Source organism: Reyranella massiliensis 521, from assembly GCF_000312425.1.
Taxonomy (GTDB): Bacteria; Pseudomonadota; Alphaproteobacteria; order Reyranellales; family Reyranellaceae; genus Reyranella; species Reyranella massiliensis.
On sequence record NZ_HE997181.1, the window covers coordinates 4,329,553 to 4,351,620 of the forward strand.

Genomic DNA, 22,068 nt, shown 5'->3' on the forward strand with positions numbered 1-22,068 from the left:
GCGCTCAGAAGTTTTCGACCCACGGCCGTACCTCGACCTCCCAGCTCCAGGCGCTGCGATGCTGTTGCAGCACCGCCCAATAGGTTTCGGCGATAGCGTCGGGATCGAGCAGGCTGTCCGGACGATCGGCCGGCACGGGTCGCGCGGCGCTGCGGATGCCGCCATCTATGACGAAGTGGGCGACATGGATGCCCTTCGGACTGAGCTCGCGTGCCATGGATTGCGCGAGGCCACGCAGCGCGAACTTGCCCATGGCGAAGGTCGCTGAAAGAGCGAAGCCCTTCACGCCGGCAGTCGCGCCCGACAGCAGCACCGCGCCGTGCTGCTTGGGCAACATGCGCTTTACCGCCTGCTGGGAGACGAGGAAGGCGCCGAAGGCGCTGATCTCTATCGCCCGTTTCACATCGTCGGGGACAAGGTCGACGAGCGGTGCGCGCACGCGGTTGCTGGCGTTGTAGACCACGACATCCGGCGTCCGGCCGGCAGCGTCGAGCGCGCCGAACAGGGCGGCAACATCGCCCGGGTCGGCGGCGTTACAGGTATGGACGGCCGCGCCCGTTTCGTTCGCAAGTGCGGAAAGCTTGTCCGTCTGGCGGGCCGCCAGGTCGACGGTGAGCCCGTTTTTGGCAAAGAGGCGGGCCAGCGAGGCGCTGAGGCCGGGGCCGGTGCCCACGATCAGCGCAGAGCGGTATTTCGGCTTGTCCATGGAGGTCTCCGAAGGGTTCGGGTCATTGCTCCCGATTCGACGCGGGTATACGTTTCGACGCAATAGGGAAGGAAGCAGACCATGGATCAGGCCCATCCGATCGGCCGCATCGACGTCATCTCCGACGCGATCTGTCCCTGGTGCTACATCGGCAAGCGCCACCTTGAGCGCGCTCTCGATATCCTGGCCGAACACCATTGCAAGATCACCGTCGCCTGGCATCCGTTCCAGCTCAATCCCGACATGCCGGCCGAAGGCGTGGATCGGTTGAAATATCGCATCGCCAAGTTCGGCGGCCTCGAACGCTCCCGGCAGATCGACCAGCGCCTCACCGAGGCGGCGGCGAATGTCGGCCTGGAATTCCACCTCGACAGGATCACCCGCACGCCCAACACGGTGAATGCCCACCGGCTGATTCGGTTTGCCGGCAAGAAGGGCGTTCAGGACGCAATCGTCGAGGAGCTGTTCGAGGGCTATTTCTGCAAGGGCGCCGATATCGGCGACTCCAGGATCCTGGCCGACATCGGCGCCGAAGGCGGACTCGATCGCGCCGAGGTGCTGGCCATGCTGGAAAGCGACGAGGGTCGCAAGGAAGTGCTGGCCGGCGACCAGATGGCGCGCAATGCCGGCATCCAGGGCGTGCCGAGCTTTGCATTGCAGGGCCACGTGCTGTTCTCGGGCGCCGTGCCGGCCGAAGAGATGGCCAACAGCTTCCGTCGGGCCTGGGATATCCTGAAGAACCGCGCGGCCTAGCGGCCGCCCACGTTCATCGTCGGCGAGGAAACGGGCCCCTTCACGGTCATCACATAGTCGATCGACCCGCGCGACCCGGTGTCCAGGGAGATCGTCGTCTCGGTCGTGGCCGCCGTCAGACTGGTGCGGCTGTCGATCATGGCCACGGCGCCCCGCCCCTGCACCGTATGATTCTGCAAGGAGAGCACGCCGTTGGAAATGTCGAGGTCGCCCGCGACGCTGCTCTGAACATTGATGAAGCCCGACAGGACGGCCGAACCGAATCCCATTTCGGTGCTGAAGATACTGCCGACGCCGGTCGCAAAGGATGCGAGCCCCAGGGACCCCGCGGCGACCGACGGGTAGAGGTAGCCGCTCACCTTGCCGCGCCCCGTCAGCGAATCCCGGATCTGCTCGGGCGAATTGCCCTGGCCACGCACTTCGATCTGCATGACGTTGATCTTGCCGTCGACCGCCACCATCAGATGGTCGTTTCCGAAGGTGCTGGTCGTCGCGGCGCCGCGCAGCAGCTCGCCGAGATAGATACCCTGCAGCGAGCCGGTGAGGTCGATCGATATCGACGCCTTAGACGCATCGACAGTGCCGACGAAGTCGACGGCGCCGCCGTAGAACTGGCCCGTGAGCTTGGAGATCTTGAACACGCCGTTGCGCAGGCTCGCGGTCATGTCGCCATAGAGGACCTTGAGCGAGGAGAGTTCGAGGGCGCTGGTCTCGAGATTGAGCGTCGCATCGAAGGCGCGCAATGCCGAGAGGTCGATTGCCTTGCCGGTCGCCACGCGGGCCGGCGCAGCGCGCACCGGGGCCGGCGCGGCGTCGCCGCTATTGCCGGGCGCAGCCGGCAGCGGCGGGACAACGGCGCCATCGGCGACACCCAGCCAGCTGTCGAAATCCAGCGTTCCCGGAATGCGGAGGTTCGCCCTGATGTTCGGCCGATCCGCCAGGCCGGCCTCGATGCGGCCGATCATCGGCGTGCGCATCGCCGTCAGATTGCCCTCGAACGAGATGTTCTTCTCGTTGCCCTTGAAGGCGCCTGCCGCCTCGACCCCGCCGATCCCCGATTGCGCACGCCCCGTGGCGACCGACACCAACTGGCTGGCGTCTCGCGCCTGCAGGCCGAAGCTCGGGAAATCGAAGGCGAAATTGTCTCCCAGCACCAGCGAGCCGGTGGCGCGGGCCGTGGCGCCCGCCATGGTGACGGCGACGTTGCGCACGGTGACCGCCCCCATCGTCCCGACCACGCCGCCGGTCGCCGTCGCCGCGCCGATCTTGCCGTTGATGAACTTCGGCAGACCGGCATAGACCAGCAGCTTGTCAGTGTCGGGCATGCTTGTCGTGAAGGTGAGGTCGAAACGCGGATCCGTCCCGAAATCCGCGATCTGTCCCTTGAGATCGAGCTTGGCGCCCAGCAGGTCGGCGACCTTGAGACCGTTCAGCTTCAGGAGGTTGCCCTGGAGGCTCACATCGGCATCGACACCGTTCAGGGTCTCGCCGCGATAGACGAGCTTCGCCACCCTGGCCTTCATCCCGAGAACAGGAGCGCCCTTGTCGGGTACGGTCGGCACGGCGGGAGCCGCCGCGGCCGGCACGACGGGCGGCGCGATCGCCGCCGCAGTCGTAGTGGACTTCGGCACATAGGCATCGAGATCGAAGCGATCGAGCTGCACCGTGGACACGACAGTGAGAGGCAGGCCGAACGTGATGCTGCCGCTGCCCGTCGCGCGCTGGCCATCCAGGTCGAGCACCAGCTCGTCGATCTTCACGGCATTGGACGTCGACGCGATCTTGCCGTCGAAGCGCAGTGTCTGAAGCATGCCGGCCGGCACGCCCGACGTGTCGATCCCGAGCCAGGCAAGAGTGTCGCGCGGCTTCGCGCTCGCGAGACTGATGGTGCCGGCGGACTGCACAGCGTCGGCCGCGGGCTTGGCGGCGGGAGCGCCGGGCTTGGCCGGTGTGGCTGCCGCATCGGCTTTCAGGACAGCCTCGCCCGGCAGGACAGCGCTCAGCCGCGGGATCTCGACGACACCCTTGTTGATGGCGACGACCATATCGAGGTCGCGCACGGCGGCCTTGCGGTAGATGATCTCCTTCGCCTCCAGCGCCACGGAGACGGTCACTTGCGGCGGGAACAGCGACAACGACGTCGCGGGTGGCGGCGATGGTGGGGCTGTGGCCTGCGGCTGAGACGCCGCCGGCTTGGACATCACCTCCAGCCAGCGGTCGACATTGACCTTCGGCATCGACAGGCGCCCCTGAATAGACGGCGCGGCGCCACCTGTAAGAGCCAGGTTGCCGGAAGCGGCGTCGCCCCCCATCGACATCCTGAAGTCGGCGAGGGCGAGACGATCCGCCTTGAGATCGACGCCGCCGTCGAATGCAAACTGGCCGACCAGCGACGCAGCGATGGCCGGCGGAGCCTGGCCTATCGCGCGCCACACCGAGGTGACGAAGTCGGCCAATCCGCCTGTCGCCACCGACAGTTTGCCGCTCACCTCGGCATCGGCAGCGATGCGACTGATGCGGCCATCGAAATCCAGGGTGCCGCTCTCGACCTTGAGCTTCAGCGCGGCGAGATGGCCCTTGTCGGTCGGCCCGCCGACGATCGCGTCGAGACTGAGCGGCACACCGTTCACGGTGGCCGTACCGATCAGTGTGAAGGGCCCCTCGAGCGAACCCGCCGACGCGGTCACATCGACTTTTTGCGCGGTCAGCGTGGTGCCCGTCGCCGGGACGATATAGGTCAGCGTTCCCTGCACGATGCGCAGGCGGCCCACCGCAAGGTGAAACCCGGCACTGGGCGCCCCCGCGGGCTGGGCAGCACCGGCACCGGGGTCGAACTGCCAATTGGGACGGCCTTCCGCGTCGGCTTCCAGGATGATGGCCGGCTTGTAGAGCGTGAGACGCCCCACCTCGAATTGGCCACGCAGCAGCGGCCACCATGCGGGCGATGCGCCGATCCACTCCACGTCGACCATCTGCGCGCCCTTGGCACCCAGCGCATTGGCGAAGCGGACCTTACGCGCGCTGATGCGTGGCCGCGGGAACATCGAGAGCTTCAACGGCCCTTCGATCACCAGCTCGCGGCCGGTCGCCTCCTTGACCGCCTGGACAATGGCCGGCCGGTAGACATCGACATCCACCACATGGGGCACGGCCGCAACGGCAAGAGCCAGTACGCCGAGTACTGCAGCGACCGCCATCACGATCCGGATTCGCACTTTTCTGGCCATGGCCCCGTCAGAACGCTTCTAGGATCGTCAGGATGCCCTGAACCGCAACCTTTGGCACGCCATCAGGCCGAAGGTCCGTAGCGACACGCCAATCGACAGAGCAGCACGATCGGCAAGGCGTCACGATCATCGGACCCGAAGCCGTTCGGGATGCCTCCAGGCATCAATGACACCAGAATGCGGCCAAAAGTTTGCAACGGCGAACGCTCGCGCCGCAGACGATGTCACCCAAGCGCATCCTTTTCCGCCAGCAGATGCCCCTCCCTTGACGAAGGCGCCGAATACGAGATCGTCCAGCGTGCTGTCGGTCGGCCCGTAGATCACGATCTTCTTTTGCGCCGCGGCAACGCCAAGGAGCAGGACCGTCGGGATCAAGCCAGATACGGCGGACGCACGTGCCACGACCGTCCTCCACCTCTCCTTCCAAATCTTCGACCGTGTCGGCAACAGCAAACGACACAGGAAGACATCGCCGGATCGGCAGCGACGCTCCCGGGACGGCCGACGAGTCATTTGTATGTATTGTTTCTTCAGCTTCTCTGATTGCATCCAAAGTGGAAACGAATCGATTGGATATGCATGAATGAACCTACCGATGGCTCATCGGCGCTGTAAGCTTCCCGCGAAGCTGCGGCGCCGGGCCCGGCAACGCGCGCAAAGGTCGTGGGAATGCGTTCGAGGGTCGCAATCTGGTGTTTGGCAGTGGCCGTCCTCGGCTGGTGCGACGCGGCACTCGCGCAGAAAAGTGGCGGCGCACTCCGCATCTTTCATCGCGACAATCCGGCCAGCGCATCGATCCTCGAAGAGACTGCGGCGTCGACGGTCGTCGCCTTCATGCCGGTATTCAACAACCTTGTAATGTTCGACCCGGCGAACGCGCAGAATACGCCGGAGTCGATCATTCCCGATCTAGCCGAGTCCTGGCGCTGGAACGACGACAAGACCGAACTGACATTCAAGCTGCGCAAGAACGTGACGTGGCACGACGGCTTTCCCTTCACGTCCAGCGACGTCGAATGCACGTTCAATCTGTGGACCGGCCGGGCGCGCAACAAGCTGCGCAGCAATCCGCGAGGGGCCTGGTTCGGCAACATCAACTTCGTCCATGCGCCCAACGACTATGAGGTGACGATCCATCTCAACCGGCCCCAACCGGCGCTGCTCAGCATGCTGGCGTCGGGCTTTTCGCCGATCTACCCCTGCCACGTCCCCCTCGCCCAGATGCGCACCAAGCCGATCGGCACGGGCCCCTTCAAGCTCGACTCCTTCAGCCAGTTCGACCGCATCCGACTGGTGCGCAACCCTCGCTACTGGAAGGAAGGGCGGCCCTACCTCGACTCCATAGAATTCTCCGTCGTCACCAGCCGCTCGACAGCTCTGTTGAGCTTCGTCGCCGGCCGCTACGACATGACTTTCCCCAACGACGTGACGATGGCGCAATTGCGCGACGTGCGGCGCCAGTCGCCCCGTGTCCAATGCGAAGCGACGAGCCTGAACAACAACACCAACCTGATGCTGAACCGCGATGTTCCGCCGTTCAACAATCCGGATATCAGGCGCGCACTTGCCCTGGCCCTCGACCGCAATGCCTTCATGGAGGCGCTTACCGATGCCAGCGGCGCGATTGGCGGACACCTGCAACCGCCGCCCGATGGTCAGTGGGGCATGTCGGCCGAATCTCTGGCCAACGCGCCGGGATTCGGGACGGACATCGCGCAGAACCGCGAAGCCGCCCGCGCCCTCATGCGCAAGGCGGGGTACGGCCCGGACCGCACGCTGCCGGTGAAGATCTTCACGCGGGCCATTTCGCTCTACCGCAGCCCGGCGGCCGTGCTCGCCAACCAGCTCCAGGAAATCCATATCGACGCCTCGCTCGATGTCGTGGAGACCTCGCACTGGTTCACGCGCCTCGAGCGCCGCGACTACACGCTGGCACTCGAAACGACCGGCAATGCCGTCGACGATCCCGACCAGGTTTTCTACGAGAATTTCTCCTGCCGATCGGAACGCAACTACAACCACTACTGCAATCCCGAAATCGAGCGCCTGTTCGAGGCGCAATCGGCAGAGCTCGATGTCGACAAGCGCCGTCACCTCGCCCAGGAGATCGATGCGAAGCTCCTGGCCGACGCGGCGCGGCCGCCGATCATATGGAATCGCGCCGCGACCTGCTGGCAGCCCTACGTCAAAGGCTACGTGCCGCAGATCAACAGCTCCTATAACGGCTTCCGTTTCGAGGACGTCTGGATCGATCGGCGTTAGCTGAGGACGGCCCCACGTCGCTTCAACCTTTGAATTGCCTCGTCGAGGGCCGACAGGAAGCGGGATCGATCCCGCGCTGACATCGGCTTCGGCCCACCTGTCGTCTCGCCCATGGCACGCAGGTTCGACATCAGGTCGCGGCTGGCCATCGCCATGCCGATGGACGACGTGGTGAAAGGCACCCCCGTCGAACCGATGACCGCCGCGCCCTTCTTCAGGCTGCGGTCGGCGAGCGGAATGTCCGATGTGATGACGATATCGTCGGGACCGACACGCTCGGCGATCCAGTCGTCGGCGGCGTCGAAACTGTCGCCAACCACGACCCGCTCGATGCGCAGGTCGCGCGGAACGTTGATGTAGGAATTCGCGACGACATAGACCTTGAGCCCGTAGCGTTCGGCCACCCGATACACTTCGGCCTTCACCGGGCAGGCATCGGCATCGACATAGATCGCAATCGCAAGGTTCATAGGCCGGTTTTGCCGCGACCGGCCCGCATCGTCTACCCCGCTCGCTCATGTCGAGACCTGGATGATCCCGACACGAGCGAGATGAGGTGCCCTTACTTCGTCTGGGGCGAGATCACGTAGCCGCGCGCGTCAAGACGATTGCCCTGGGCGTCGTAACGGAAGCCGAACTCGTCCTTGAAGGCGACGGGATGGGGGCCGGAGCCAATCTGTGAGGACGCGCCGATGTCTGCAGACGAGGTCATCGGCATCGAAGAACTCCGGGAGGGACTGACGCCTGCCGCGCCGGGCACGCCAGCGCCCACAGCTCCCCTCTGGTCGCCGGGCTGACGGACCCAATCGTTGCGGCCGAGCAGCGGCCGGCCGTACGGATCGAGCGGCTCGCCAGCAGCCGGTGCCGAGGTCTGCATCGGCATCGCCGTGGTCGCCGGCGGCATGGCAGCCATGTCGCCCGGAATGGTGGTCGTCGTGGTGGCCATGCCGGCGCCAACGCCCGTCGCCGGGCCGGGTTGGTCGCCGGGCTGGCGAACCCAGTCGTTGCGGCCGAGCAGCGGGCGGCCGTAAGGATCCACGGGATTTGCGGTCTGCGCATGAACCGCGCCGGCCGAAGCTATCAGCGCCATGGCAAGCAGCGTGCGGTGCATCATGGATGGGCCTCCTGAAACTTGGATACCCCAGCAACGCACGCCGATGTTGCGGGGTTGCGCCCGCAAGCAACCTCGTTCAGCTCAATACGGCAATTTTCTTTCGTTCAATCAGGGCGAAATCGATCACCGCCCCCAGCCCGGGTCCGTTCGGGACATGCACCTGGCCGTCGCGTCCCACCACGATGTCCTGTTCCAGCCCATATTTTTGCGCCGCGTCGGGCAACAGCACCTCGAAGAATTCGGTGTTCCGGATCGACGCGATGACATGAAGGTTCGCCACATTGTTCAGCGAGTTGCCGCCGTGATGAACCTCGTAGTTCATGCGGAAGGCTTCGGCGAGATGTGCCGTCTTCACCAGAGTGGTGATGCCGCCTTTCACCGCCACATCGCCGCGCAGATAATCGGTCGCCTGCTGCATGATCCATGGCTGGTAGGAATCGAGGCCGGTGATCGGATATTCCGTCGCCAGAATCGGGATCGACAGTTTCTGCTTCAATTTCACGTAATTGTAGATGTCCTGATCCGCGAGCGGATCCTCGTACCAGTGAAACCCCAGCTCCTGCGCGGCGAGGCCGACGCGCACAGCCGCCGGATAGTCGTAGCTCCACGTCGAATCGAGCATGATCGTATAGTCGCCGACGGCATTGCGTACGGCCTCGCAGACCTCGATGTCCTCCTTCCAGCGGGTCGGCGGATGGATCTTGTAGGCGGCCCAGCCATTCTCCTTGAACTGCATGGCCTCCTCGGCATAAGCAGCGGGCGACGGCAGCACGGCGGAGCTGGCATAGGCCGGCACCGATTCGCGGTAGGTTCCGAGCAATCGGTGGATCGGCTGGCCCATCGCCTTGCCGACCAGATCCCATAGCGCTACGTCCACAGCGCCGATCGCCCGCACGCCGGCCGATCTTTGGCGTTTCCAGATCTCCTGGTTGAGGTGTTCGCGCCGCAAGGGGTCCTTGCCGATCAGCACCGGCTTCAGGTGGGTGATCAGTCCCTGCCCGTCCGTCGTCGCCGGATTCATGGCGGAACCGAGGAAGGCATGCCCCTCGATTCCCTCGTCGGTCATGAGGCGCAACAGGCCGAGCGCGCTCTTGCCGGAGAAGCGGCCGGTATGGGCACCATAGGTCGTGGGCGGAATGTCGTCCCAGGCGAATAGAGTGAGCGCTACATCGGTGATCTTCATCGCTTGCTCTCCCAAACCCGTCGCTCTGCCGCGAAGGGGTCGATATCGAGGTGGCAGACTGTGTCGAAAATCATCGTGGTGCGCATGCTCGCGGAATAAGCCGGCCATGTCGGCAGGCCACTGTGACCAGGATCGCCGTTGCGCGCGAAGGCGATCCAGGCGCGACCCATCGTTTCGGCGAGAGGCAGACGCGCCGGATCGCTGCCGGTCAACTCCGCCGTCTCGAGATTGCCGAAGACGAAGGGAATTTCGAGCGTGTGACAGGAACGCAGCCGGCCGTTCAGCACCGGCGTCTCCCAGGCGAAGAGGTAGACGAACACCGGCGCACCGCCCTGGGCGAGCTTGCGCTCGGCCATCAACAACGACGGCGCGCGAATCCCCTGGTCGGAAACGATGGCGATGGCGATTTCGTCCGGCCGCAGCCGCGGCTGAGCCTTGCGATAGATGTCGACGATTTCGGCCGCCCGCGCGCCGAGATAGGGCGTCAGCGCTTCGGGCAGGTTGCCGAAGGTCGCTTCGGTGATCCAGGGCATGTGGCCCAGGAACAACGTCATCTCGTCCTTGTTGCTGCCGATCATCAACGGCACGTGCGCCGAGGCGAGCGGCGCATGCGGCGCGAAGGGTCCACCCGGAAAGAGACGGCCGTCGATTACCGGATTGAAGCCAAGCCGCCGGCGGTCAGCGAAGGCCGCGCGGCTGACGCCCGCCAGCACCTTGACCTGCGCCTCGAGGAGCTTCGCCACGGGCATGTTCCTCAGCTCGCCCGCGTGTGCGATATCGAGACCGAGATGGTCGAGCATCTGCCGGGCCGTCTTCGTGCCGTCGTCACGGTCAGCCATCTGCACGGCCGGCCCGCTCTGGACGATCGCCTTGTGGAAGAGCCCTTTGGCCGATGGCATGGCCATCAGCACGCTCACCTTCGCGCCCCCACCCGATTCGCCGAAGATGGTGACGTTGCGCGGATCGCCGCCAAACCGGGCGATATTGTCCCGCACCCACTCCAGGGCCGCCACGATGTCGAGTACGCCGGCAAGGCCGCCACCGGCGAAGTCGTCGCCGGCAATATCCTCGAGGTGGAGATAGCCCAAAGCTCCCAAGCGGTGGTTGAACGAAACCACGACGACATCGTCGAGGCGGCAGAGATTGGCACCGTCGGACCAGGGCGAGGAGCCGGATCCGGTGATGAAGGCACCGCCATGGCACCAGAACAGGACAGGCCGGTGGGAACCCCGCCGTCCCGATGTCCAGACATTGAGATAGAGGCAATCCTCGTCGAGCTTCTGGCGGCCCGCGAGCGTGAAGATCCGCAGCAGGTCGTCCGGCAGGGCGAACACGTTGAGGCTCTGCACCGCCATGTTGCCGTAGGCCTGGGCATCGCGTACGCCGGCCCAGGGCTCGGGCTTCTCGGGTGGCCGGAAGCGTCGGTCGGCGAGCGGTGGCGCGGCGTAGGGAATTCCCTTGAAGATGTCGACACCACGTTCGGCGGTGCCGCGAACGCGACCGGCCGTTGTCTCAATGATGATTTCAGCGCTCATGGCCGCAGTCTAGCGCGAGGAACGGGCGCGTGGCGCGGTCTCATCGCCGACAAGTGCCGCGAGCTTCTTGGGTGCGGTCAGCCGATAGCTGTGCCGTACCACCTCTGCCACCTCGTCCCAATCGCGCTTGCGGTCGAGCCGCATGCCGATCCAGCCCTTGTGCCCAACATAGGGTGGAACAAAGAAAGTCTCGGGATCGGCGCCGACCAGGGTCGCCTGGCTACCAGGCGCCGCCTTGCACCAGATCGAAATGCGGCCGTCACCCCGTTTTTCCATAGCGAAAATCTTGTCCCGCACACGAAACGTCGGATCGCCCCAAGCCTCCTTCTCGACGACCTCGGGCAAGGCAAGACAAATGGATCGCAGGCGGGCTGTCAGCTGAGAGGACATGCGGTCGAGCCTATCATCCGGCAGCGGTTGACCATAGACTGGCGCCATGTCCGACAAAGCCCGAAACGAACTCGCCCCGACCGGCGTCCTGCGCGCCGGCATCAACCTCTCCAACTTCCTGCTGGTCACGGGCCGCACGGAAAAATCCGAGCCGGTCGGCGTCGCGCCTGACATGGCGCGCGCGATCGCCGACAAGCTCGGCGTCCCTGTGACCTACGTTCTCTTCAAGTCGCCCGGCGAACTTGCCGACCAGGCCGGCAAGAACGTGTGGGACATCGGCCTGATCGGCGCCGAACCGCAGCGCGCCGAGAGGATCAGCTTTACCGCCGCCTATGTCGAGATCGAAGCGACCTACATGGTGCCGGCGGGATCGCCGATCGCCTCCATCGCCGACGTCGACAAGAAAGGTGTGCGTATCGCCGTGTCGGCGCGCTCGGCCTACGATCTCTGGCTCGAGAACAATATCCGCAACGCCACCCTGGTCCGCGTGAGCGGCCTCGACGCGGCCTATCAGACATTCATGAATGATAAGCTGGACGTCCTGGCAGGTTTGCGGCCTGGCCTCCTCAAGGACGTCGAGAAGGCGCCGGGCCTCAAGATCCTCGACGGCAAGTTCACGGCGGTGCAGCAGGCCGTCGGCACAGCGAAGCCGAACGCAGCAGGTGCCGCCTTCCTTGCAGAGTTCGTCGAGACGGCGAAGAAGTCCGGCCTGGTCGCGAGCCTGATCGAGCGACACAAGGTCAAGGGCCTCTCGGTAGCCCCGCCCGCCTGAGGAGCCCCGGCCTTCCCATGGACCTCAACGTCAAGGCGCTCTACCTGGTCGGCGGCATCGTCATGACCTGTGGCGCCGGGGCGGCCCTTCTCACCTGGTACCATCACCGCGACGCGCCGGGATTGCGAGCCTGGGCAGCCGCACTCCTGTTGAGCAGCTTCGGCGCGCTGGTCCTTCGCTTTCCCGACGCGGCGTCCTCGGCCTGGATCGTGCTGGCCGCCAACGCCGTGATCGTCGCGGGCTTCGCCATACTGTGGGTCGGCGTTCGTCAATTCAACGAAGACAGCCTTAGCGTTCGCCGCTCCCTGCTTCTCGTTGCAGCGGTCGTTGTCGCCTATCTCGCGATCTGTGGCATTGCCCAATCGGTCGATGCCGGCCGCAATGCCGCGTCGATGCCCTTCTCCCTGTTTCTCGGCCTGCTCTCCAGTGGCGCAGCCTATGAAGTCTGGCAGGGCCGACACCGTGATAGCCTCACGACCCGCCTCCCGACGGCTTTGGCCCTGGCCGGACTTGGCCTAGCACGTCTCGTTCGCGCCGCAACGCTTGCCCTGCAGTCAGCAGAATGGCTGCCCCCGGGCCAGGTGGCCGAGTTCCATCCCTATACGCTCTACGCCACCATCGTGTTCGTGCTGGCGACCACGTACGGGCTTGTCCTGATGGCCAACGAAAGCGCCGTCCGGCGCGACGCCGAGCTCTTCGCCGACCGCTAGAGTTCGCTGCCGACGAACTGGCGGAACTCTGCCGTCCGGGGATTGGCAAACAGCTCCGCCGTTGGACCGATCTCCCACACTTTGCCTTGGTGCATGAAGACAACCAGGTCGGCGACCCGGCGCGCGAAGCCCATTTCGTGGGTCACCGTGATCATGGTCATACCGCGCTGCGCCAGGTCCTCCATCACGCCCAGCACCTCGGCGGTCAGTTCCGGATCGAGCGCCGAGGTAACTTCGTCGAACAGCATGACCTGCGGCTGCAGAGCCAGCGACCGCGCGATCGCCACGCGCTGCTGCTGGCCGCCGGAAAGCTGTTCGGGATAGGCGCCGAGCTTGTCGGTGAGGCCGACGAGGCCCAGCACCTCGGCCGCCCGCTTTCTGGCGTCGTCGCGAGACTGCTTCTTCACCAAGGTGAGCGCCAGGGTGATGTTCCGCTCGACTGTCAGGTGCGGAAAGAGATTGTAGCTCTGGAACACCATGCCGACGTCGCGCCGGAGCTGGGCGCGCGCGGCGCTGCCGGGGCGGCCGACTGAATGGCCGCAGACCTCGATGCTGCCACCCTGGATGGTTTCGAGGCCGGCCACGCAGCGCAGCAGGGTGCTCTTGCCTGAGCCGCTGCGGCCCACGATCGCCACCGTCTGGCCGCGCGTGACCTCGAAACCCACGCCATCGAGCACGCGCAGGGGGCCGAACTCCTTGATGACGTCACGGACGCGGACGACTGCCTCACCTTCCGGCATTGGCCTTCCTCTCGAGATGGCGGCTCGCCACCGACAGCGGGTAGCAAATGGCAAAGTAAATGGCGCCGACCACGGCGAAGATCGCAAACGGCTCGAAGGTCGAGTTGTTGACGATCTGGCCGGCGCGCGCGAGTTCGACGAAGCCGATCACCGAGGCGAGCGACGTGTTCTTCACGATCTGGACCATGAAGCCCACGGTCGGCGGCGTGGCGATGCGCACGGCCTGCGGCAGGATCACATAGGCATATTGCTGGACGGAGTTGAGGCCCAGACAGTCGGACGCCTCCCATTGTGTCTTGGGTACTGCCTCGATGCAGCCACGCCAGATTTCGCCGAGGAAGGCCGCGGCGTAGATCGTGAAAGAGACGCCGGCAGCGACCAGCGGATCGAGCTTGTAGCCCAGGATGCCCAGGCCGAAATAAGAGAGGAACAGAACGATCAGGAGCGGCGTGCCCTGCACGACCTGGATATAGACGCTGGCCAGGCCGCGCAGCAGCTTCGACCGCGAGACGCGCATCAGGGCGAGCGGCAGGCCGACCAAGGCTCCACCAGCGAACGCGATCAGCGACAGCAGTATGGTCCAGCGTGCCGCCTCGATGAGGTAGAGGATGTGGGTGGCGCTGAGCTGGATCACAGCGGCGTCCCGAGCTTGCGCCGGCGCTCGAACAGCACCAGGCCGATGCCCCACAAAGCGAAGCGATAAAGCGCCGAAAGGGCGAGATAGACCACCGCCACGATCACATAGACCTCGAAGCTGCGGTAAGTGTCGGATTGCACGAGGTTGGCGGTCGCCGTCAGCTCTTCGGCCGAGATCTGCGAGGTGATCGAGGAAGCCAGCATCAGCAGCACGAACTGGCTCGACAGCGCCGGATAGACGCGCTCCATCGCCGGCAGCAGCACGACATGCAGGATGGTCTGCAGCCGGGTCAGGCCGAGACAGTCAGCGGCTTCGAGCTGCGTGCGCTGGATCGACTGGATGCCCGCCCGCATGATCTCGGTCGTGTAGGCGCCCATGTTCACGGTCAGCGCCACGATGGCCGAGACCTCGGCGCTGAGCTTCAGTCCGAGGCTGGAGAGGCCGAAATAGACGATGAAGATCTGAATCAGCAGCGGCGTGTTGCGGATCGCCTCGACATAGACGCCGACGATCCGGCGCAACACCGGCCCGCCATAGACGCGGGCCAGGGCGCAGACCGTCCCCACCAGGAAGCCGAGCGCAATCGCCGCCACGGTGAGCTGGATCGTCAACCAGGCGCCGGCCACGAAATCGGGCCAGCGCTCGGCCAGGAACTCGAAATCGAACTTATACGACATGGCTCAGCCGCATCAGCGGTCAGCCACCGGCCTTGAGGAGCATCGCCGGGTCGATGTCGATCCCGTGATATGTCTTGTAGATGGCCACCAGCTTGCCGTTCTGCAGGTTGGTTCGCACCCAGTTGTTCACCCAGTCGAGCAGCCGCGGCTCGCCCTTGCGCATGCCGATGGCGAGATAGTTGGTCTGCATGGTGATCTTGGGTTCGAGCGTGCGCGCCGGGTTCTTCTTGCTGATGGCCGGCAACAGCGAGCGCGCCGTCGCGAGAACGTCGACCTGCCCTGAGGCGAAGGCCAACGCCATGGTGGCGTCGTCCTCGTAGCGCACCAGTTGCGCACCCTTGGCCTGCCGCGTCAGGTCGGTGTCCTGCGTCGTGCCGCGGACGACCGCGACTTTCTTGCCGTCGAGATCGGACATCTGCTTGATCGCGTCCGACTTCATGCCGGCCACGACCGAGGGATGGTCGGCATAGGGGACCGAGAAGTCGACCACCTTGGCGCGCTCCGGCGTGATCGACAGGGTCGAGACCACGAGGTCGGCCTTGTTGGTCTGCAGAAACGGGATGCGCGTCGGTCCCGTCGTGGTCACGATTTCGAGTTCGACGCCGAGATCCTTGGCCAGCAACCGCGCCAGGTCGACGTCGGATCCCGTCGGCTGCATTTTGTCGTCGGCCATGCCAAAGGGCGGGATCGCAAGGTCGATCGCGATCCGCACCTTGCCCGCCTTCTTGATGTCGTCGAGCGTATCGGCTTGCGCCGGCAGGGCGAACAGGACCGCCGCAAAGACTGCGCCCAGGAGCGAGCGCAGCACCGTTCCGGTCTTCATGGCTGCCCCCGCGGCTACTGCTTCAGGATGACGTCAGGCAGGCCGTTGCCGTGGTACTTCTTGTAGATCGCGTCCAGCTTGCCGTTCTTGAGGTTGGTCTCGATCCACTTGTTCACTTCTTCGAGCAGCCGCTTCTCGTCCTTCTTGACGCCGACGGCGAGCTTGAAGGTGTCGAGCACGAACTTCACCTCGACCTGACGGGCCGGGTTCTTCTTGTCGATCGGCGCGACCAGCAGCTCGGCTGTCGAGAAGATATCGACCTGGCCCGAAAGGAAGGCCTGTGCCTCGGTCGCATCGTCCTCGTAGCGCACCAGCTTCATGCCCTTGGGCCCTTCCTTGGTGAGCTGCGTGTCGTGGGTGGTGCCGCGCACGGTCCCGACGGTCTTGCCGTCGAGATCGGCCATGCTCTTCACGTTCACGTTCTTGGGCGCGGCGATGACCGTGCGCAACACGGCATAGCCCTTCGAGAAGTCGATGACCTTGGCGCGCTCCGGCGTGATCGAGAGCGTCGAGATCACGAGGTCGGCCTTGCCGGTCTGCAGCGACGGAATGCGCGAGGCGCCGGTGGTCGGCACATGCTCGAACTCCAGTCCCCAATCCTTGGCCAGCAGCTTCGCCGTCTCGATGTCGGAGCCGGTCGGCTGCATCTTGTCGTCGGTCATGCCATAGGGTGGCACGCCGAGATCGACGGCGATGCGGATCTTCTTGGCTTTGCGAATATCGTCAAGCGCATCGGCATGCGCCGCCGTGTTCATCCCCATCACTGCCACCGCAGCAAGCGCCACGGCCACCAACATTCTCTTCATCGCTTCCTCCGTTTTGATTTCGTTGCTTGTTTTCTTGCTCCTTACCGGCCGGCATCCATGTCGGCGAGCTTGGCCACACGACGCCGGAACTCCTCCGCCGTCGAGAACTTCGCATCGAGGTAGGCCGCGATCAGGTCCTTGGCGAGCCAGGGGCCGACGATCTGCGCCCCGATGCACATGACGTTGACGTCGTCGTGCTCGACGCATTGATGCGCCGAATGCACATCGTGGCAAACTGCCGCGCGAATGCCCTTCATCTTGTTGGCACCGATCGAGGCGCCGACGCCGGTGCCGCACACCATCAGGCCGCGCTCGGCCCGGCCGGAGGTGATTGCCTCGGCGACCTTGCGGGCGATATCCGGAAAATCGACCGGGTTGGGATCGTAGGAGCCGACATCCTCGACCTCGTGGCCGCGCTCGCGCAGGAAGGCGAGCAGTTCCGCCTTCATCGGGAAGCCTGCGTGATCCGATCCGACGACGATTTTCATGAAGCCTGTCCTTGTCCTTGGTACGTGGAGATCAGGTTCTTGCGGCGCAGGTCGTCGCCGATCTCGAAATGCGCGCGCAATCGGCGCTCGGCCTCGTCGGGGTCGCGCTGCGCCAGTGCGAGGAAGACCTGCCGGTGCGCTTCGACCAGGCCTGAGGTGATCGCCGGCTCGCGGAACGTGTCGCGACGGCGCTCGACATGGCTGCGCATCAGGAGCGGCGAGATCGCTTCGTAGATCTTCATCAGCGCGCTGCTGGCGCTTGCGCGCACGATGGCCAGGTGGAAGGCGTAGTCCGCACCGCCGCCGGTTTCGGGATCGTCGAGCGAATCGACCAAAGTATCGAGAGTCGCGGCAATGGCCTGCAGGTCCCGCTCGCTGGCTCTCAAACAGGCAAGCCGGATGGCCTGGCATTCGATGGCGATGCGAGCCTGCAGCACGTCGTCGAGAATGTTGGGCTCGGGTGCGAGGCAGAGGGTCAGGGCCTGGCCCAGCACGGAGGCGTCGGCCGACCGCACATAGGCGCCGCGTCCATGGCGAATATCGAGCAGGCCCAGCATGGCCAGCGAACGCAGCGCCTCACGCAGGACCGGGCGGCTGACGCCCAACGCCAGAGCCAGCTCGCGCTCGCCCAGGAGCCGGTCGCCGGCCTTCAGTTCCCCCGACAGCAGCCGGTCGCGGAAGAACGTGAAGACACGATCAGCCCCGCTGGGGTTCTCCTCGGTATCCTGGCGGACGATATCGAGCATCTGCACCTTGGTCAGTCCGTGGTCTGACCACTCTAGACAAGCCTCTTGGCCGCTGGCAACCGCTCGTCCAAGGGAAGTTCGGCTAGGGAATGCCGGGCGTCAGGCACTGCGCGCTGATTGCCGCCTTGGCGATTTCGAGGAACCGCTCGAGCGGACAAGCGTGCAGATGCGACTGCGCCTTGCAGCCCGGCAGTTCGACGGTCTTCATGCCCGGCGGATCGCGATAGTCGAGCCGCTTGCGGTTGCGCATCTCGTCGAGCGTCTGGGCGTAGTAGGCGATGCGGACATAGCGCTGGCTGCCGGCACTGAACAGCTCGAAGGCCAGCGCGCCGCCGGGAGATGCCTCGCCCGGAAGAAAACCCTGCACCTGCCAGGTGAGGTCGAGCAGGCTGGCCACGTTGTAGATGTTGGTCTCGTGACCGACGAACAGCCCGAAGCGGACGGGCTGGCCGACCGGCAGCGCCCCGGGAAATTTGTGCCCGCTTTCCAGAGTGACCGCGATCTGGTTCAGCATGTTCGAGCCATGCTGGCGTGCGATCTCCGGCGTCTTCTCGGTAAGGTCCATCTCGAGCAGGTGCAGCGTCAGCAATTCCTGCAGCGATGCATCGCTTGCCAGCCGGCCCCAGGCGACCTGATCCTTCGGCAGGCCTTCCGCCGCCTGCATGAGGAAGGCTTCCGAAGCCCGCGAACCCACGCCTAACGGCCCCTTGAACCAGGTCCGGCCGCTCGCATTGGTCTCGATGGTGGTGGGCTTGCCGGCCTCGCCGCAAGTCCCCTCGCCAGCCGCCGTCCCCGTCGTGCCGTTGGGGCAGAGCACCGACTGCATCATGCGGAGCGGCCCGGCATTGTCGCGCTCCACCGACGCGAAGCTGCCGCCGATGCGCGCCAGAATCGCCTTGCGCGTTGCCGCCGGGTCCATGGGACAGGAGGCCGAAGGCTGCGGGTGAAACAGCGGGTCGGGGACGTCGAAGTTGGCCTGATTGCGCAAGGTGAGGTTGCCGCAGCGCGGATACATGCCGGCCAGCAGCGCAGCCCCGCTGGCGCGCGTGCGCTGATCCGTATCGGTCCAGGCGGCGACCGTGCCGGGGGCCGGGCAATTGTCGGCCTGGATGAGGCCGCGTGCACCGTAGAGCAGCCGGTAGTAACCGCCCATCAGGCGCATCAGCTCCTCGCCACGCGGCGACAGGAAGCCCGGCGCCACCGGCCAGCTCGGCCAGGCCGTCGCGGCGAGCCTGTCGAGTTCGGCATTCGTCTGTGTCGGCGACCGAACGCCGTGACGGCTGAGCAGGATGGCGCGCTCGATCTGCCAGCCCGGCGGCGTCGGTTCGAGCTGCGCTGCCGCCGGCATCAAGCCCGCCAACAGCGAAGCGACGACGGTGGCAAGAAATACACGGACATTCATGAAGCTCTCCCCCGAGGACCGCAAATATGCCGTCCCTCGCGGCCAGCCGCCACGCATTCCGTTGCCTACCACGGGAGGATAGAGTGACGGAAAGGGGAGCCCGCCCATGCCCGTGCACTGGACGATCTCGCATGCCAACCGGCTGGTCGTCGCCGTCGCCAAAGACCGGGTGACGGTGTCCGACATCGAGAAGTATTTCGCCGCGATCACCGCCGACGGTGCGATGGCCTACCGCAAGATATTCGAGGTCACCCACACCCCGATGGCACTGAGCGAGGAGAATCTCAAAGCCCTGGGCGAACGGATCGTCCTCTATGCCCAGCACGGCCAGATCGGCCCGGTGGCGATCGTCGCCGCCTCGGACGAGAGCTTTGCGCAGGCGCAGATCTTCGCCGCCGCCGCAACGGCGCGCCGGCCGCTCGCCATTTTCCGCGAGCTGCACGCAGCACGGCACTGGCTCGACGCCCAGCCGCTCCCCGAGGACTGATCTTTGCAGCCTGTGAGGGCGCGCCCTTGCGGCCACAATCGGGAATAAGGTGCCGGCATGCTGTCGGCCGCATCGACGCGCCGCGACCGCAACGTATCGAGCAGGCGGCAGAGCAGCGGGTACCGACAGCCTATTTCTTCAGCGTCTTGGTGAGCGTGATCTCGGCGTTCAGCACCTTGGAGACGGGGCAGCCCTTTTCGGCCGCTTCGGCCAGTTTGTCGAAGGTCGCCTGATCGAGGCCTGGAACGTCGGCCACCAGCGTGAGCGCAGACTTGCTGATCTTGAAGCCGGCGCCTTCCTGGTCGAGCGAGACGGCGGCCTCCGTCGACAGCGACGTCGGCGTGAAGCCGGCCGTCTGGAGCTGGAAGGCGAGCGCCATGGTGAAGCAGCCGGCATGGGCAGCGGCGATCAGTTCCTCAGGATTGGTGCCCTTTTCTCCCTGGAAGCGGGTCCTGAAGGAATAAGCCGTCTTGGAGAGTACGCCGGAGTCAGTGGAGAGGTCGCCATTTCCGTCCTTCCCGGTTCCGCGCCATTCGGCATGCGCCTTGCGAATCATGATCGGTCTCCTTGGCTGGCCGTTCCGGGGCCACCCTGCACCGGCTTTGTGAGAGCGTCGATTCGTTCTTTGGTCGATGCTAGGGTCCGCGCTTCAAAGCGGGGAGAATTTCATGCGTACGGTTTGGCGGGCGTTCCTGGGAGCGCTGCTCGTGGTTTGTCTGGCGGCAACGGCGTCGGCGCAGAACGGGCTGGAGCGCTTCGAGAAGGACATCAAACCTCAACTCGAACTCAAGAAATTCACCTATGCCGACGCGCGCCCGCTCGGCACCTCGGGCTTCGTCCTGAACAACGTCGTGGCGGTCGTTCCGGCAAGCGAGGCGACCAACGACAAGGAAACGACGGTCAAGATCGAGAAGCTCACGGTCGACGAACTCGACTTCGAGCGCCTGAAGAAGAGCTCCAAGGACGACGCGTCGCCGCGCTTCGCCAAGCTCAAGATCGAAGGCATGACGGGCGACGACGAGTTGTTCTCCGCGCTCGAGCCTTACGGCGTGCCTAAAGTGCCGGTCGACCTCGCCCTGGACTATCGCATCGATCCGGCGGCCAAGGTACTGACGGTGAATGCGCTGGAAATCAACCTGCGCGGTCAGGCCAAGATCAACCTGGCGTTGGTCATGGATGGCATCAGCGACAAGAGCGACATGGACAGCGCCAAGGACGATGGCCGCCTGCGCTCGGCGTCGCTTACGCTCGACGACAAGGAGCTGCTGGGCAAGCTGGTGCCTGCTTTCGCCAAGGAAGAAGGCGTGACGGCAGCGGAGCTGGTCGGCGGGGCGCTCGATGCACTGGCCGGCTTCGCCCAGATGCAGACTGGCGAGACGCTGAAGGCGCTCGACGCCGTCTCCTCTTTCCTGCACGACTGGAAGGCGCCGAAGGGACCGCTGGTCCTGGGACTGAAGCCAACCAAGACGGCAGGCCTCGACGATCTCGACAAGATCGCCGTGCCGGACGCGCTCAGCACCATTTTCGGCTTCACCGCGACCTATCCCGCGACGCGGGCTGGCGTGGCTAAAGCCGGCTCGAAGGAGAAGTAACGTGCGACGCCGCGCCCTGATTGCCGGTACGGCCCTGTTGCCGCTGGCTTTCAGTGCGGCGGCGCAGGACACCTTTCCCTCCCGGCCGATACAGATGATCGTGCCTTTTCCACCCGGCGGCGTCGCCGACATCACCGGCCGGCCGACAGCGCATGTGATGGGCAAGCTCCTCAAACAGTCTGTCGTGGTGCAGAACAAGCCCGGCGCCGGTGGCTCGGTGGGCGCGGCGCAGGCCGCACGGGCCGCGCCGGACGGTTACACCATCCTGATGGCACTCTCGTCGATCTCGGTGTTGCCGGCGGCGGATCGCCTGCAGGGCCGCACGCCAGCCTACGAACTCGACCAGTTTGCGCCGATCGCCCTGATCAGCGCCGACCCCACGGTCCTCGTGGTGCGCGAGGACGGGCCCTACAAGACGTTGAAGGAGCTCGTCGACGCCGCGAAGGCGCGGCCCGGCACCATCAACTACGGCTCCTCAGGCGTCTACGGCACTCTGCATGTTGCGATGGAGATCTTCGCGAGCGCCGCCGGCATCAAGCTTTTCCACATTCCCTACCAAGGTGGCGGCCCTGCCGTGGCAGCACTTCTCGGAGGCCAGATCGATGCGCTGGCCTCGGGACCGTCGGCGGCAATCGGCCAGATCAAGGCGGGTAAGATGCGCGCCCTCGCCGTCTGGGGCGACAAGCGGCTTGCGTCGCTGCCCGACGTGCCCAGCATGAAGGAGCTGGGCTACGATGCCACCTTCTACATCTGGTCCGGCCTATTCGCTCCGGCAGCCACGCCGCAATCCGCCATGACCAAGCTGCGCGACGCGGCCCGTCGCACCGCCGGGGATCCCGAATTCAAGGAGGCGATGGCCAAGGTCGAAACGCCGATCGCCTATCTCGACGCACCAGAGTTCAAAATTTTCCTGGACCATGATTCTCAAAGACTTCGGGTCGCTGTCGAACGCATCGGAAAAGTACCGGAAAAGTAGAAAAGGCTGAGTGCGCAACCGCGCTCGAACGCGGGGCGTTTT

23 protein-coding genes are annotated in these 22,068 nt (G+C 65.1%); 7 read left to right on the top strand and 16 right to left on the bottom strand.

The window, feature by feature from the left end; translation table 11 throughout:
• Window positions 1-4: 4 nt before the first annotated feature.
• Window positions 5-706, bottom strand: a complete 702-nt coding sequence (locus tag BN60_RS21105; protein WP_020698136.1) for an SDR family NAD(P)-dependent oxidoreductase — start codon at window positions 704-706, stop codon at window positions 5-7.
• A gap of 81 nt (window positions 707-787) precedes the next feature.
• On the opposite strand from BN60_RS21105, the gene BN60_RS21110 reads away from it, so the two are divergent.
• On the top strand, window positions 788-1,459 hold the full coding sequence (locus tag BN60_RS21110) for a DsbA family oxidoreductase (protein WP_020698137.1): 672 nt from the start codon (window positions 788-790) through the stop codon (window positions 1,457-1,459).
• On the opposite strand, the gene BN60_RS21115 is transcribed toward BN60_RS21110, so the two are convergent.
• Window positions 1,456-4,686, bottom strand: a complete 3,231-nt coding sequence (locus BN60_RS21115) for an AsmA family protein (protein ID WP_083856225.1) — start codon at window positions 4,684-4,686, stop codon at window positions 1,456-1,458. The two genes, BN60_RS21110 and BN60_RS21115, sit on opposite strands and share 4 nt — an antisense overlap.
• Before the next feature lie 702 nt (window positions 4,687-5,388).
• On the opposite strand from BN60_RS21115, the gene BN60_RS21120 reads away from it, so the two are divergent.
• On the top strand, window positions 5,389-6,948 hold the full coding sequence (locus BN60_RS21120; protein ID WP_020698139.1) for an ABC transporter substrate-binding protein: 1,560 nt from the start codon (window positions 5,389-5,391) through the stop codon (window positions 6,946-6,948).
• Here BN60_RS21120 and BN60_RS21125 read toward each other — a convergent pair.
• The 5 genes from BN60_RS21125 to BN60_RS21145 all read right to left on the bottom strand — a co-directional run bounded on the left by BN60_RS21125 (window position 6,945) and on the right by BN60_RS21145 (window position 11,272).
• Window positions 6,945-7,418 (bottom strand): YaiI/YqxD family protein, encoded by a 474-nt coding sequence (locus BN60_RS21125; RefSeq protein WP_020698140.1) that lies wholly within the window; start codon window positions 7,416-7,418, stop codon window positions 6,945-6,947. The genes BN60_RS21120 and BN60_RS21125 overlap by 4 nt on opposite strands.
• A gap of 92 nt (window positions 7,419-7,510) precedes the next feature.
• Complete coding sequence (locus tag BN60_RS21130; protein ID WP_020698141.1) at window positions 7,511-8,062, bottom strand: hypothetical protein; 552 nt, start codon at window positions 8,060-8,062, stop codon at window positions 7,511-7,513.
• 76 nt (window positions 8,063-8,138) lie between these two features.
• The gene (locus BN60_RS21135; protein ID WP_020698142.1) at window positions 8,139-9,245 is read right to left on the bottom strand and encodes an enolase C-terminal domain-like protein; all 1,107 of its coding nucleotides are present in this window, start codon (window positions 9,243-9,245) and stop codon (window positions 8,139-8,141) included.
• Window positions 9,242-10,780: a carboxylesterase/lipase family protein gene (locus BN60_RS21140; RefSeq protein WP_020698143.1), complete on the bottom strand. Its 1,539-nt coding sequence runs from the start codon at window positions 10,778-10,780 to the stop codon at window positions 9,242-9,244. The genes BN60_RS21135 and BN60_RS21140 overlap by 4 nt, the downstream gene beginning before the upstream one ends.
• Before the next feature lie 9 nt (window positions 10,781-10,789).
• A complete protein-coding gene (locus BN60_RS21145; RefSeq protein WP_342626624.1) occupies window positions 10,790-11,272 on the bottom strand; it encodes an MmcQ/YjbR family DNA-binding protein in 483 nt (160 codons plus the stop codon).
• On the opposite strand from BN60_RS21145, the gene BN60_RS21150 reads away from it, so the two are divergent.
• The gene (locus tag BN60_RS21150) at window positions 11,217-11,942 is read left to right on the top strand and encodes an ABC transporter substrate-binding protein (protein WP_020698145.1); all 726 of its coding nucleotides are present in this window, start codon (window positions 11,217-11,219) and stop codon (window positions 11,940-11,942) included. The two genes, BN60_RS21145 and BN60_RS21150, sit on opposite strands and share 56 nt — an antisense overlap.
• A 17-nt stretch (window positions 11,943-11,959) precedes the next feature.
• Window positions 11,960-12,652 carry a hypothetical protein gene (locus tag BN60_RS21155; RefSeq protein ID WP_020698146.1) on the top strand — a complete coding sequence of 231 codons (693 nt, stop codon included), beginning with the start codon at window positions 11,960-11,962 and terminating at the stop codon, window positions 12,650-12,652.
• On the opposite strand, the gene BN60_RS21160 is transcribed toward BN60_RS21155, so the two are convergent.
• The 8 genes from BN60_RS21160 to BN60_RS21195 all read right to left on the bottom strand — a co-directional run bounded on the left by BN60_RS21160 (window position 12,649) and on the right by BN60_RS21195 (window position 18,971).
• On the bottom strand, window positions 12,649-13,392 hold the full coding sequence (locus BN60_RS21160; protein WP_020698147.1) for an amino acid ABC transporter ATP-binding protein: 744 nt from the start codon (window positions 13,390-13,392) through the stop codon (window positions 12,649-12,651). The genes BN60_RS21155 and BN60_RS21160 overlap by 4 nt on opposite strands.
• The gene (locus BN60_RS21165) at window positions 13,379-14,026 is read right to left on the bottom strand and encodes an amino acid ABC transporter permease (protein WP_020698148.1); all 648 of its coding nucleotides are present in this window, start codon (window positions 14,024-14,026) and stop codon (window positions 13,379-13,381) included. The genes BN60_RS21160 and BN60_RS21165 overlap by 14 nt, the downstream gene beginning before the upstream one ends.
• On the bottom strand, window positions 14,023-14,706 hold the full coding sequence (locus BN60_RS21170) for an amino acid ABC transporter permease (protein WP_020698149.1): 684 nt from the start codon (window positions 14,704-14,706) through the stop codon (window positions 14,023-14,025). Before BN60_RS21170 ends, BN60_RS21165 begins: the two co-directional genes overlap by 4 nt.
• Before the next feature lie 19 nt (window positions 14,707-14,725).
• Complete coding sequence (locus BN60_RS21175; RefSeq protein WP_020698150.1) at window positions 14,726-15,529, bottom strand: transporter substrate-binding domain-containing protein; 804 nt, start codon at window positions 15,527-15,529, stop codon at window positions 14,726-14,728.
• A 14-nt stretch (window positions 15,530-15,543) separates the two neighbouring features.
• Window positions 15,544-16,335 carry a transporter substrate-binding domain-containing protein gene (locus BN60_RS21180; RefSeq protein ID WP_043284188.1) on the bottom strand — a complete coding sequence of 264 codons (792 nt, stop codon included), beginning with the start codon at window positions 16,333-16,335 and terminating at the stop codon, window positions 15,544-15,546.
• 41 nt (window positions 16,336-16,376) lie between these two features.
• Window positions 16,377-16,823, bottom strand: coding sequence for a ribose 5-phosphate isomerase B (gene rpiB / locus BN60_RS21185; RefSeq protein WP_020698152.1), 447 nt, complete (start codon window positions 16,821-16,823; stop codon window positions 16,377-16,379).
• Window positions 16,820-17,569 carry a FadR/GntR family transcriptional regulator gene (locus BN60_RS21190; protein WP_020698153.1) on the bottom strand — a complete coding sequence of 250 codons (750 nt, stop codon included), beginning with the start codon at window positions 17,567-17,569 and terminating at the stop codon, window positions 16,820-16,822. Before BN60_RS21190 ends, rpiB begins: the two co-directional genes overlap by 4 nt.
• Window positions 17,570-17,651: 82 nt before the next feature.
• The gene (locus tag BN60_RS21195) at window positions 17,652-18,971 is read right to left on the bottom strand and encodes a histidine-type phosphatase (protein ID WP_020698154.1); all 1,320 of its coding nucleotides are present in this window, start codon (window positions 18,969-18,971) and stop codon (window positions 17,652-17,654) included.
• A gap of 106 nt (window positions 18,972-19,077) precedes the next feature.
• On the opposite strand from BN60_RS21195, the gene BN60_RS21200 reads away from it, so the two are divergent.
• Window positions 19,078-19,458: a hypothetical protein gene (locus BN60_RS21200; protein WP_020698155.1), complete on the top strand. Its 381-nt coding sequence runs from the start codon at window positions 19,078-19,080 to the stop codon at window positions 19,456-19,458.
• A gap of 130 nt (window positions 19,459-19,588) precedes the next feature.
• Here the strand turns inward: BN60_RS21200 and BN60_RS21205 are convergent, their stop codons facing one another.
• Window positions 19,589-20,014 (bottom strand): OsmC family protein, encoded by a 426-nt coding sequence (locus tag BN60_RS21205; protein ID WP_020698156.1) that lies wholly within the window; start codon window positions 20,012-20,014, stop codon window positions 19,589-19,591.
• Between the two features lie 112 nt (window positions 20,015-20,126).
• Here BN60_RS21205 and BN60_RS21210 point away from each other — a divergent pair, with 112 nt between their 5' ends.
• Both BN60_RS21210 and BN60_RS21215 read left to right on the top strand, forming a co-directional pair.
• A complete protein-coding gene (locus tag BN60_RS21210; RefSeq protein ID WP_020698157.1) occupies window positions 20,127-21,050 on the top strand; it encodes a hypothetical protein in 924 nt (307 codons plus the stop codon).
• A gap of 1 nt (window position 21,051) precedes the next feature.
• The gene (locus BN60_RS21215; RefSeq protein ID WP_020698158.1) at window positions 21,052-22,026 is read left to right on the top strand and encodes a Bug family tripartite tricarboxylate transporter substrate binding protein; all 975 of its coding nucleotides are present in this window, start codon (window positions 21,052-21,054) and stop codon (window positions 22,024-22,026) included.
• Window positions 22,027-22,068: the final 42 nt, after the last annotated feature.